The organism is Pseudozobellia sp. WGM2 (assembly GCF_017810075.1).
Classification (GTDB): Bacteria; Bacteroidota; Bacteroidia; order Flavobacteriales; family Flavobacteriaceae; genus JADNYK01.
In genome coordinates, this window is the sequence record NZ_JADNYK010000002.1 from 369,492 (window position 1) to 382,260 (window position 12,769).

The 12,769-nt window shown below is 40.7% G+C and carries 11 protein-coding genes; 6 read left to right on the forward strand and 5 right to left on the reverse strand.

Features of this window, described 5'->3' with window-relative positions; all coding sequences use genetic code 11:
• Nucleotides 1–7: 7 nt before the first annotated feature.
• The 3 genes from IV512_RS05200 to IV512_RS05210 form a co-directional block, all read right to left on the reverse strand.
• Nucleotides 8–2,575 (reverse strand): zinc-dependent metalloprotease, encoded by a 2,568-nt coding sequence (locus IV512_RS05200; RefSeq protein WP_209401330.1) that lies wholly within the window; start codon nucleotides 2,573–2,575, stop codon nucleotides 8–10.
• 306 nt (nucleotides 2,576–2,881) lie between these two features.
• On the reverse strand, nucleotides 2,882–4,279 hold the full coding sequence (locus tag IV512_RS05205; protein WP_209401332.1) for an AGE family epimerase/isomerase: 1,398 nt from the start codon (nucleotides 4,277–4,279) through the stop codon (nucleotides 2,882–2,884).
• Nucleotides 4,280–4,338: 59 nt separating this feature from the next.
• On the reverse strand, nucleotides 4,339–5,094 hold the full coding sequence (locus tag IV512_RS05210) for a sulfite exporter TauE/SafE family protein (RefSeq protein WP_209401334.1): 756 nt from the start codon (nucleotides 5,092–5,094) through the stop codon (nucleotides 4,339–4,341).
• 84 nt (nucleotides 5,095–5,178) lie between these two features.
• Between IV512_RS05210 and IV512_RS05215 the strand changes: the two genes are divergently transcribed.
• Nucleotides 5,179–6,990, forward strand: a complete 1,812-nt coding sequence (locus tag IV512_RS05215; RefSeq protein ID WP_209401336.1) for a sodium:solute symporter family protein — start codon at nucleotides 5,179–5,181, stop codon at nucleotides 6,988–6,990.
• Between the two features lies 1 nt (nucleotide 6,991).
• Here IV512_RS05215 and IV512_RS05220 read toward each other — a convergent pair whose 3' ends face one another.
• Nucleotides 6,992–7,402, reverse strand: a complete 411-nt coding sequence (locus IV512_RS05220; protein WP_209401338.1) for a hypothetical protein — start codon at nucleotides 7,400–7,402, stop codon at nucleotides 6,992–6,994.
• A 403-nt stretch (nucleotides 7,403–7,805) separates the two neighbouring features.
• On the opposite strand from IV512_RS05220, the gene IV512_RS05225 reads away from it, so the two are divergent.
• A complete protein-coding gene (locus IV512_RS05225) occupies nucleotides 7,806–8,891 on the forward strand; it encodes an acyltransferase family protein (protein WP_209401340.1) in 1,086 nt (361 codons plus the stop codon).
• A gap of 23 nt (nucleotides 8,892–8,914) precedes the next feature.
• Here the strand turns inward: IV512_RS05225 and IV512_RS05230 are convergent, their stop codons facing one another.
• A complete protein-coding gene (locus IV512_RS05230; RefSeq protein WP_209401342.1) occupies nucleotides 8,915–9,508 on the reverse strand; it encodes a riboflavin synthase in 594 nt (197 codons plus the stop codon).
• 60 nt (nucleotides 9,509–9,568) lie between these two features.
• On the opposite strand from IV512_RS05230, the gene pdxA reads away from it, so the two are divergent.
• The 4 genes from pdxA (at nucleotide 9,569) to IV512_RS05250 (ending at nucleotide 12,763) form a co-directional block, all read left to right on the forward strand.
• On the forward strand, nucleotides 9,569–10,615 hold the full coding sequence (pdxA, locus tag IV512_RS05235) for a 4-hydroxythreonine-4-phosphate dehydrogenase PdxA (RefSeq protein WP_209401344.1): 1,047 nt from the start codon (nucleotides 9,569–9,571) through the stop codon (nucleotides 10,613–10,615).
• A gap of 129 nt (nucleotides 10,616–10,744) precedes the next feature.
• Nucleotides 10,745–11,278, forward strand: coding sequence for a DUF177 domain-containing protein (locus tag IV512_RS05240; protein WP_209401346.1), 534 nt, complete (start codon nucleotides 10,745–10,747; stop codon nucleotides 11,276–11,278).
• Nucleotides 11,279–11,284: 6 nt separating this feature from the next.
• A complete protein-coding gene (gene rpmF, locus IV512_RS05245; protein ID WP_100870255.1) occupies nucleotides 11,285–11,482 on the forward strand; it encodes a 50S ribosomal protein L32 in 198 nt (65 codons plus the stop codon).
• Between the two features lie 285 nt (nucleotides 11,483–11,767).
• The gene (locus IV512_RS05250) at nucleotides 11,768–12,763 is read left to right on the forward strand and encodes a beta-ketoacyl-ACP synthase III (protein WP_209401348.1); all 996 of its coding nucleotides are present in this window, start codon (nucleotides 11,768–11,770) and stop codon (nucleotides 12,761–12,763) included.
• Nucleotides 12,764–12,769: the final 6 nt, after the last annotated feature.

A 12,769-nucleotide genomic window follows, 5' to 3' on the forward strand; every position in this document is an offset into this window, starting at 1 on the left:
GAAGGGTTTACTCGTCCCCACTTTGCTCCTTGATAGAGACATCTCTACGAAAAGGAATAAATAATGGGTCAACCTCTTTGGTCTCTCCGATTACCGATTCGATTTCCCTTTTCAAATAGTTTAAATGGGCAATCGTAAGGCGATCGGTCATTACCGGAATGGTACGCTTTATTTTCCCTTGCAAGGTCAATAAATTGTCTAAAGCCAATGAACGTACATCGGTATTCACGGTGTAGCCCTCAGAGAGTTTAGCGAGAATACCTTCGACCAAACCTTCTGCCTCACTGGGCTTGTAGAGCGCTATCAAATTCGATACGTAAGACTTTTGTAATTTTCTTCGATAGGCGTTGGTTTGGTAAAAAACATTCATATCGCCCCAAACCAATTGGCTCAAATCGTCCATATATTCTTGTGGAGCATAGGGATCTTCATCTTCGTAACGTTCAGAAATAAAGGTCATTCTGCTCAAGCGGCTGCCACCCAAAAGGTTCAACATTACGCTTTCCATAGTTTTTGTTACGGCTTCTTTAGATTGCGGAGATTGAATGGCATTCAAGATTTCATTTCTCAACAACCATTTGGGCTCTTTAAAAATATAGTTGTTCAAGAACAAGAGAGCCTGCTTTTGTTTTTGGGTTTCTACGGGTCTATATACCTCGCCCTCTTCGCCCATGGTTTTAGGGGTTACGTAGATGCCGCCTATATTTTTAGCTACATGAAAAATGTAATCACTGTACTGACCAACTAAATCTTTATACACTTGGTCAAGGTTGGTATAATCGTCACTGCTGCTTTTTTGCGTCCATTTTTTAAGATATGGCGCAATTCGTTGCAAGTTCAAAATTCCGTAAGTGCTGGCCTGCATGGCATCGTCGCCCAAATCTTCGGTCTGTGAGCGCGGGTCGAAATCACGGCCTTCACCGCCAAACCAAAGTCTAGGGTTGGCCGATACACTATCGACCACCATTTGGCTCAACATTTCTTTTTCATCTATGGTCGACATATTCTCAGCGAATCTTGAATAGCCCCACTGAATCGCCCATTTATCGTAGTCACCTATTCTCGGCATTAAGTCTTTGTGTGGTATGCTGTCTTGAGGCTGTGCCACGTAATTGAATCGGGCATAATCCATAATCGAACTGGTATGACCATTTTTCTCAAGCCATTCCGCATCACGCAATTTTTCGACTGGGGTTGCATGGCTCGCACCCATATTGTGTCTCAGGCCCAAGGTATGACCAACCTCATGAGAGGCCACAAAACGAATGAGCTCGCCCATTAACTCGGTATCATATTCCATTTTTCGGGCCCGTTCATCGACCGCACCGGCCTGAACCATATACCAACTGTGAAGCAGGCTCATCAGGTTATGGTACCATCCGATATGGCTTTCTAAAATTTCACCACTTCGCGGATCCACAATATTTGGCCCGTATGCGTTCTTAAATGGGGAGGCAAAATAACGTAATACAGAAAAACGAGAGTCTTCCAAACTCATTCGGTCATCGTTTTGAGGCCACTCTTTACCCACGATCGCATTTTTGAAACCGGCCTGTTCAAAGGCCACTTGCCAATCATTAATACCTTGAATGAGGTATGGCCTCCATTTTTTCGGCGTGGCCGGATCGATATAATAGACGATAGGATTTTTCGGTTCTACTAATTCCCCGCGCTTCCATTTTAATGAATCTTCCGGTTTTGGCTCCAAACGCCATCTATGTATGTAAGTGTTGCGGTCAACCTGCTGTTGGTCATCACCGTACTCGAGATATGAGCTTGCAAAATAGCCTACACGTTCATCATACATCCTTTTTCGCATGGGCACTTTGGGCAACAGAATAAACGAGTTGTTGATTTCTAAGGTAACGACCCCTGCCAAAACAGCTGCAGGTAGTTCTTTACGTTTATCGGAACCAGCCTTTGCCCTGTAAGTCTTTACGGTCTTTATTTCCGTATTGACCGGAAATGTATTTATCTCTTCAATGAAAGATTTGTCTTTTTCTATAGAAAGTAATCGGTAATCATCTTTGGCATCAGAACTTAGGGCCAATAACGGATTTTCACTATTTATGAAATCGGTGACCTCTATTAAATAAGAGTTTTTCTCATCGTTATGGGCCTTGATTTCAAAAGCCTCAAGAATAGGAGTTATGTTAGAATTGTTGACCGCCCTTGAAATGGCATCATCTTCACTGGCCGAACTGACCAAGGTTGATATTCTAAGAAAAATATTGTCTGAAGGGCCTTTTTCAAAAAGGATGGTGTTTTCTGAAATTTTCTCGCCCCCATAGTTACTGGCGCCGGAAGGAGTTTTTATAAAACGGGTTACCACCAACATTTCGCGGTTGAGTAGACTATCTTGAATCTCGAAATAGTATTTGTTGCCCGTCTTGTGAACGTCGAACAATCCTTTTTTAGATACGGTGCCATCAGTAACAAAACGATCGTAGGCCTTAGAGCTGGTAAGGGAAACATTCTCCTTTTTTCCTTTTTTTCCAGAATTACCAACAAGTCCTACACTACCGCAAGAAGATACCAAAAGCAAAACTGCTATATACGCAAAGTAATGTTTCATTGTTTTAAAAATTTACCGATTTTATCGGTAGGTTGCCGCCCCTTATTTGGAAGTTGATTTAGGAATAAATGTTGTCCGTTGCCGGACTTCCCTAAGTAGCCAACGTTTCAAATAATACTTTAGTATGGTTTTGGCAGGGTCGGGGGTTCTTTTAACAGAAAATATGGTCGTCACAAGTGGCTTAATCTCATGAACTTTAATATATACGCAGTTTTCTGCCAGAAAGACTAGAATACCAATATACAATTCTGCTAACAGGAAGTCAATTAAAGAGTTCAAATTTATGAACCCTTTAAGTATTGAAGTTTATTGAAGATGGCCTTTACTCAATTCAAATTTGCCCTCTATCATTTGTATAGTATTTATCAATGACCTGATGTTGTGATAGTTGCCCTTCCATATTTGGGCCTTGTTTTTTGTTGTGGCTTTCGGGTCGGTATCAATACCTTCAGGATACCACCCACCATATTTTTGATCAATGAGATTGTTTTTAATGTATTCCCATTGTTTTTCAAAGAGCGAATAATAACGCGTGTCTTCTGAATGTAATTGAGACATCAACAGCAGCGAATTGAGAGCCTCGGCCTCGGCCCACCAGACTTTCGCCCTATTTTCGATACTACGTTCTTTATCGCTCCGGTAATAGCCCCCATCGTAAAAGCCTCCATTTTGTTCGTCCCAACCCCATTCAAGGGCATGGTCTACCATTTGTTTTGCTTTCTTATCGGTCAAGCTGTCGTTTTTAAAACCCAATCTGTGGGATGCCTCCAACAATAGAAAAGCGGTTTCTACATCATGGCCAAAAGAGACATGGTCAAGATAAAAGTGTTTTTTTCTATAGGCTTCTGAAGAATCTCGAAAGGAAATTGGAGTCCAATCTCTTGTCAAGTGTAAACTTAGATACCCCTTGTTGGTGGTAATCGTATCTCGTATCAAAATTAAAAGTTCTTCTAATCGTTTTCGAAGCAAAGGGTCAGGCCAAACTTCATAGAGGGCCGTAAAACTTTCGAGTAAATGAATGGATGAATTTTGGTCTTTCCAGTCTTTTCGAATGAAATTGTCGTAATTCCGGTCATTTTCATTTATGTCCAACATCCAGGAGCCATCTTGTTTTAAAACATCAAAATACCCGCCATAAAGGGAATCATGGGCGTTTTCTTCTAGCCATCTGAATGTGTCCTTGGCCAGTTCAAGGGCCGAGGTGTCTTTTGAAACCTTGTAATATGCTGCAAGTCCGTAAATGGCAAATGAATTTCCGTAGGCACTTTTACCATTGGAAAGTACTTTCAGTGAATCTACATCAATTGCCAATAACGAATGGAAGCCCCCGTGTTTTTTATCCCACATTTTATCCCGAAGAAAATGATAGCCATGGGCAGCTATTTTTTCATAATCGTCGTCTTTAAAATAATGGGCTAGGGTAGCTGTGGTCCAAACATGGCGCGCCTGACTCACCAAGAATTTGTTCTGTTTGCCTTCTTTCTCCCATTTATAATTGAAATCTGACCAAAAACCACCATGAATTGAATCTATTGTTCGGGGGTACCATACGTCGGCGAGGTCATTCAATGCGGTTTGTAACTCTATGTGAAGGTTGTCTTTGTTGGGTTCGGCTGACTTGTTCTGCTGACAAGAAATTATGAAGGCGGTCAAAATAATGGTCAACCCTTTTAATAAAGTAAGCGAATAGGTTGAGAGCTTCATTATCAAGTAGTTTAGGTATTTCTATAAAACTACTTATTATTGACTGAATAAAGAAAGAGTTATTTGATCAAGATCAGAACGGCCCCTAAGGCTGTGAGTACCAATATCATCTTGCGATAAAAATCTTCTTTGATAAGTTTCACCAATCGAACGCCTAGAAAAACGCCTAAAAATATACCAGGAACCAGTTTAAGGTCGAAAAGCAATGTTTCTGTGGTCACCGTTTCCCAAACAAAAATGTGAAGGGGCAGCTTGATGACATTGATAATTAAAAATAACCATGCGGCGGTACCGATAAATTCATTCTTCTGTACGCGCATCGCCAGAAAATAAATATTGCTGAAAGCCCCGCCTAAATTTCCGATCATGGTGGTTATTCCTGCTATGGTTCCTACGAAACCGGCAAAAGCCCAGTGAGTCGGAACATTCTTTGATTTTCGTCTGTCCCACCAATACATCATTATCACGCTAAGTAAAATAATAATGGCCATGGCAATTTTGAAAACACCCTCATCAAGATCGTTTCCGATAAGCACCCCTATTAATATACCGAAGAGTATCCAAGGTAGAAATCTTACGATATACCACCAATTGGCATGGCGGTTGTAATATATGACGGCAAAAACATCACCCACAATTAATAAAGGAACGACAATACCAGTAGAAGCCTTGGCATCGAAGGCCAGCGCCATTAGGGTGACGTTTACTATTGCAATGCCCTTAATACCAGCCTTTGAAAGTCCGATTACGATAGCGGCAGTAAATGCAAGGGCCCAAGCGGTAAGTGAAATGTCAAAAGAAGCAGCTAAAAGCATGAGTACGGTTTAGTTGGCAAATGGCAAAAGTATCTTAAAAAAATAATATCTTTATCGGCTAACCAAAAAACCAACCTCCACCCTATGCAGTTATCTACCCTCGATTACAGTTTCATCATCGTATTTTTCTCCATTGTTTTGGGCATAGGCTTTTATGTTTCCAAGAAATCGGGAAAAGATTCATCTGAGTTTTTTCTATCGGGAAGAACCATGCCCTGGTGGCTTTTAGGTTTGTCTATGGTGGCCACAACATTCTCTACCGACACCCCTAACTTGGTCACCGATTTTGTAAGAACTACAGGTGTTTCGGGCAATTGGGGATGGTGGTGTTTTCTTCTGACCGGTATGTTGACCGTTTTCGTGTATGCCAAATTATGGCGTAAGTCAAATGTTAAAACGGATTTAGAGTTTTACGAATTAAGGTATGGAGGCAAAGCAGCTAGCTTTTTAAGAAAATTTAGAGCCATTTATTTAGGGGTTATTTTCAATGTTATCACCATGTCGGCCGTGACTTTGGCGGCCATAAAGATTGGGGGTATCATGTTGGGCCTCGAACCATGGGAAACCGTTGTGGGTGCAGGGCTTATAACTGTGGTGTTCAGTGCTTTAGGTGGGTTTAAAGGTGTGGTCTATACCGATTTTCTTCTATTCTTTGTCGCGATGGCCGGTGCTGTTGGTGCAGCCTATTATTTGGTGAATATTCCTGAGGTGGGGGGTATAGAAGCTATCATGAGTAACGAGAATGTAAAGGACAAACTCAATATTCTACCTGATTTAAGCGATACTAAAGCAGTAATAACCATATTGGTAATTCCATTGGCAGTGCAATGGTGGAGTTCGTGGTACCCAGGTGGAGAACCAGGCGGTGGTGGATATATCGCCCAGCGAATGTTAGCTGCAAAAGATGAAAACCATGCTATTGGTGCCACTTTCTTCTTCAATATTATGCATTATGCATTGCGCCCTTGGCCGTGGATTTTGGTCGCTCTTGCGTCGATAGTAGTTTATCCTGATGTTGCCAGTATTTCTGAAGCCTTCCCCAATGTACCAGCAGATAAATTGGGTAACGATTTGGCTTACTCGGCGATGTTGACCAAACTGCCCAGCGGTTTATTAGGGATAGTTTTGGCTTCATTGATTGCAGCATATATGAGTACCATATCGACCCAATTGAATTGGGGCTCGTCATATATCGTATTTGACTTCTACAAGCAACAGATAAATCCTGATGCTACCGAAAAGCAGATGGTAGCCGTTGGTAGACTTTCAACTGTGGTTTTAATGGTATTGAGTGCCTTTTTAGCTCTCGCCATGCAAAATGCTATGGGAGTCTTTGATTTATTGCTTTCGTTTGGTGCGGGTACCGGACTTATTTTCATATTAAGATGGTTTTGGTGGCGGATCAATGCATGGAGTGAAATTTCAGCCATGTTTTCTTCAGGTATATTATCCATTTTGTTGGCGACCACTTCGTTAGGTCCGTTTTTGTTCGATGCTGAAAACGGAATACTACCTGATTGGGGGCAGCTGCCTTTCGTAATGATAGTAACTACCGTAATATGGTTGCTTGCCACTTTTATGACACAACCCGAGTCTAAAGAAGTTTTGAGAAGTTTTTATATAAAAATTCAACCAGGAGGCCCAGGTTGGGCCAAGGTTGTTGATGATGCACATACCGATGGTGAAAAAATTAAGAAAAACAATGAAAAGTGGAGCGTACCACAAGGTCTAACGGCCATGGTTATAGGCGTTATACTGATCTACACTATCATGTTCGCTACAGGGTATTGGATTTACGGGCGAACCACCGCAGCATTAGTTTTAACCGTAGTTGCGGCTATTTCCGCCTTTTTACTGATTAAAGCTTGGGGTAGAATGAAAGAAAATATTTTATAGACTATTGGTCGTCCAATAAAATCTCAAGAATTTCATCGGGGTCGATATCGATTATCGAGGTTGATTTAACTTCTACCTCATTGCCTGAATCATCATTGATATACGCTTTGAAAGGCACTTTTGAGCCATCTTTAAATACCTCTATTTGGTAAATGGTTTTGGTGCCTTGTTGCAGCTGAATGTGGTTGTAGCCAACCAGGCTTTGGCCGTATTCTTTTTCAAGGCCGGTGCCATATCTTAATTTGTAATTCACGAAATCGGCTGAAAATCCCGAAGAATTTACGAAAGAGAGTCCTGTTTCGCTTTTGATTTGAGCTTCCCCTGTCACCAAGGTTATCTCATCTTTCTCTTTTGAGCAGCTGATCGTGAACATGAACGAAGCTGCGCACAGTAGGTATATGCACTTTTTCATGAGGGTCTTTTTTAAGGAGTTTCTTCAATCTCCCGATTTGGGTTCTGGGCTTATTCTAAAAATAGCCTTTAGAATTAACGTCCAATTCGTTATGCTATTGTATTTACCATCAACACTGTTGAACGTTTTGCACGAACGAAGTACTAAAAATTATATTCATTTTTATGAAGAGAACGACTCTTTTATAGATAAGCCGAACAGATGTGTTTTTGACTTTGAGGAGATATTCCGCTATTTTTTTACTGACAAAATTTTTTAAGTATTTAAAATATAGTAAGTTACAGAAGGCCGTCGTTAGTATACCGAATAGTTTATTTGTAGAGGGGGTTATAGGCAATGGGTATAAGTACTTAATAACTTATCTTTAGTTCAAATTTCAACCAAACCCACGATTAGCTTTATTATGAAAGAACGAATTCTCTCCGTTGACATTTTTCGGGGCATGACCATCGTTTTGATGATATTGGTCAACACCCCAGGAACTTGGAAAGCAGTTTATGCACCACTGAAACATGCAAAATGGCATGGTTATACCCCTACAGACCTAGTGTTTCCATTTTTTCTGTTCATTGTGGGTACGTCTATTGTGTTCTCGTACAGAAATAAGCCCGTCAATTCTGGCACCTACAAAAAAATTATAATTAGAACCTTGAAATTGATAGGTTTAGGTCTGTTTTTGGGGGCTTTTACTCTCAGCTTTCCTTTTATAAAGAATTTCGCCGATATTAGATTTCCTGGTGTTTTGCAACGTATCGGTCTTGTTTTCTTCTTTGCATCGATTCTCTTTCTTAACCTGAATTGGAAGGCTTTGATTGGCGTCGCCGTAGCTTTATTGGTCGGTTATTGGCTTATGATGGACCTCATTCCCGTAAACGGAGTTGAATCAACTTTCGAAAGAGCGCCTAATAATTTGGCGAATTACATCGATGTTCAGGTTTTCGGTAGCCATAGTTACAAAGAAGATTATGACCCCGAGGGGCTTTTAAGTACGCTACCTTCTATTGTGACTTCTTTATTGGGTATTTTCACAGGCCTTATCTTAGTCTCGAAACAGCCTAAAAAAGCGACTATTTTAATGGGGCTGGGCGGCTCGTTTTTAATACTAGGTTACTTGTGGGATGTTGTTTTCCCTATCAACAAAGCATTGTGGACAAGTAGTTTTGTGTTGATTACCGCGGGATGGGCAAATCTCATTTTGGCTCTTATTTATTATTTGACCGATGTAAAGAAAGTCAGTTTCGGTACTATTTTCAGGTATGCCGGGGCAAATGCTATCGTACTTTATTTCTTTTCTAGTTTTATAAGTAAAGTGCTGGGTATGATCAAGGTCGGGGAGACTTCATTGCATGGCTGGTTGTTCGATACGATTTACGTACATGGTTTCATGTCGTTACAAATGTCATCACTACTATACGGGCTAACAGTTGTTGCCTTTTATTGCTTATTGGCCTATGTGCTCTATCAGAGAAAGATATTTATCAAGGTATAGTGCTAAATTAGGTGCTTGCTTTTTTAAGTGCTTTTTAGCGACAATAGTTTTGCTACATATTTACCGATAACATCAAATTCAAGGTTTACAACCGTACCTACTTGATAGGTATTAAATCGCGTGTGGTCGTAGGTATAGGGTATTATGGCTACACTAAATGAGTCCGACCCTGAATCTACAACCGTTAGACTGGTGCCATCTATGGTTATAGACCCCTTTTCAATGGTCGTGTTTCCGATAGATGGGTCGTATTTAAAAGTAAAAAACCAGCTGCCGTCTTTTTCTTCTACCGACGAGCAGGTCGCCACTTGATCAACATGGCCTTGTACGATATGTCCGTCAAGTCGAGAACCCATAATCATAGCGCGTTCCAAATTTATTTGATCTCCGGTCTGAAGATGTTCTAGGTTCGTTTTTTCCAATGTTTCTGAAATGGCGGTTACGGTATAAGAATCTTCCGCTAAGGAAACCACGGTCAAGCAGACCCCGTTATGGGCAACGCTCTGGTCGATTTTTAATTCTTGGGAAAGGCTGGAAGCGACAGTTATATGAAGGTTTCCGCCATCTTTTTCCAAGTGTTTTACAGTACCCAAAGTTTCAATAATACCTGTGAACATGTTCCGTAGAAATTAAGTAGTTTTGTAGATTGTAAATTTGACGCAAAGGTAAAGAATATCATGCAGGAAGAGGCTAAAATAAAACTTGGGATTTCAATAGGAGACCTGAACGGAATAGGTTGTGAGGTAGTATTTAAGACCTTTGAAGATGCTCGAATGCTCGATTTTTGCACGCCTGTCATTTTTGCTTCCAGTAAAACCATTGCTTTTCAAAAGAAAGAGCTCGGCATTGAGGTCAATTATCACGGAATTCAAAGTGCTTCAAAAGCATTGGACGGTAAAATTAATGTGGTCAACGTTTGGAAAGAAGTGCCAAAAATTAGTTTTGGCGAGGCCACCGAAGAAGCGGGTAAATTTGCAATCAAATCACTTCGTGCGGCTGTGGACGCTTTAAAAAGCGGAGATATCGATGCTTTGGTCACTGCACCCATCAACAAAAATAATATTCAGGCCGAAGATTTTAAATTTCCGGGCCATACCGATTTCTTGGCACAAGAACTTGAGGGCGAAAGCCTGATGTTTATGGTTACCGATGAGCTGAAAGTAGGTTTGCTTACCGATCATGTGGCCGTTAAAGATGCTCCATCGGCGATAAATGCGATATTGATTAGAAATAAGGTACGAACTATCGAAAAATCGTTACGGATGGATTTCTGCATTCGAGCGCCAAAAATAGCCTTGCTGGGCATCAATCCGCATAGTGGTGACAATGGTATAATCGGTAAAGAAGACGATGAGATATTAAAGCCAGTCATCAAAGAAATGTCCAATGCAGGTCATCTGGTTTTCGGGCCCTATTCTGCCGATAGCTTTTTTGGCTCTGATGCGTATAAAAATTTTGATGCCGTATTGGCCGCCTATCACGACCAAGGTTTGATACCATTTAAAACGTTATCGTTCGGAAAGGGAGTGAATTTTACTGCAGGTCTTTCTAGAGTACGAACCTCGCCCGACCACGGCACCGCTTATGAAATAGCAGGAAAAGGCAAAGCCGACTTTAGTTCTTTCAAAGAAGCGGTTTTTATGGCATTGCAGATTTTTAAAAATCGTGGAGAGTATCAAGAACTGACCGAAAATCCGCTTCAAAAACAAAGGGTAAGACGTTAGCAAACTCTCGATAGCCCTAAAACTTTAGCACTGTGTTGATTTCAAGTAAAAAAGGGTTGTAATATTGTCAAATAATAGTATCTTTGCACCCGCCTTTGATTAGGCGTGTGTATTAAAAATAGTGTTGTAATGATGAAGCAAAAGGAGTTTAGTATTCCTTTCTCAGGATTAAAGCAAGGAAAACACAATTTTGACTATACGATTAATAACCAGTTCTTTGAATCTTTTGGGTATGATGAGTTCAATGGTGCAGACATTGCTTTAAACGTAGTTTTAAAGAAAATGAATACCATGCTCGAGTTTGAAATGGGCGCACAGGGTACAGTGAACATCAATTGTGATTTGACCGCTGAGCCTTTTGAACAACTGATTTCTGCAGAACTGAAATTGGTCGTCAAGTTCGGGGAAGAGTTCAACGACGAGGATGATGATATTTTGGTCATTCCGCACGGTGAGCACCAAGTGAACATTGCACAATACGTTTATGAGATGTTGGTACTGGCAGTACCGCAAAAGCGTATACACCCCGGTGTACTCGATGGTACTTTAGAGTCTGAGGCCCTAAAGAAACTAGAAGAATTGCAGCCTAAGGAAGATAAGGAAACAATAAAAGAAAACGATCCCCGTTGGGACGAATTAAAGAAACTGTTAACGGATAAATAAGTTGAAATGGCACATCCTAAAAGAAAAATTTCGAAAACCAGAAGGGATAAGAGAAGAACCCATTATAAAGCGGTTGCCCCTACTTTGGCTACCGACCCTACAACTGGTGAGATGCACCTGTTCCACAGAGCGCATTGGCACGAAGGTAAATTGTATTATAAAGGTCAGGTCTTGATAGACAAAACTGAAGAAGCAGAAGCATAATTGTATCTTTCAGTAGAAAATACCCAACTCCCGTATGTATATCAACGGGAGTTTTTTTATGTGGTTTACTCTGATTTTATATGAATATTCTTCGGTAAAACACTAAATCTTTAGGAGAGAGGTTTATATTGAAAAATAATTTGCCAGCCTCGCGGATATAGTAATCCTATAACGAACTAAAATTTCAAAAACGACTGAAATTTCAGTAAAAAGTGCTGAAAAATGTTTAATTTTCACCGATTTTCAGGCATTTTGGAAGGTTTTTGATATCAAATCAACTTTAGAATGAGTAAAATAACGGCAGCAATTACCGCTGTAGGGGGTTACGTTCCCAACTTTGTACTGACCAACAAAATGTTGGAAGGTATGGTCGAGACCAATGATGAGTGGATCGTTTCTAGAACAGGTATTAAAGAAAGGCGTATTCTTAAACCAGAAGAAGGGGAAGGAACTTCTTATTTGGCAATAAAGGCGGCCGAAGACCTTATTCAAAAACGAAATATAGATCCTGAAGAAATCGATCTGGTAATTATTGCGACTGCCACACCTGATAGTATGGTGGCCTCGACCGCAGCATTTGTAGCGGCTGAGATTGGCGCCAAAAATGCCTTTGCCTACGACCTTTTAGCGGCTTGTTCCAGCTTTCTTTTCGGAATGTCGACCGCGGCCAGTTATATTCAATCTGGCAGATATAAAAAAGTACTATTGATCGGCGCAGATAAAATGTCGTCGATTATCGATTATACCGATAGAACGACCTGTATTATATTCGGTGATGGTGCCGGTGCAGCTTTATTTGAACCCAATGAAGAGGGTCTAGGGCTGCAAGATGAATATTTGAGAGCGGATGGTAACGGTAGAAAGTATCTCGGTATGGATGCTGGTGGATCCTTGATGCCCGCAACCGAAGAAACGGTCAAAAACCGCAAGCACTTTATTTACCAAGATGGTAGAACAGTGTTTAAATTTGCTGTTTCGAATATGGCCGATGTTGCCGAAAAAATTATGCAACGCAATAACTTAAAAGATACCGATGTTACTTGGTTGGTGCCCCATCAAGCGAATAAACGAATTATTGATGCCACAGCTAATCGAATGGGTCTCGATAATTCAAAAGTTTTAATGAATATACACCGTTACGGAAACACCACTTCTGGAACATTACCTCTATTGTTGGCAGATTTTGAAAGCCAACTTAAAAAAGGGGATAATTTAGTTTTCGCCGCTTTCGGCGGAGGCTTTACATGGGGTTCCATTTACCTTAAATGGGCCTATAATTAAAAATCT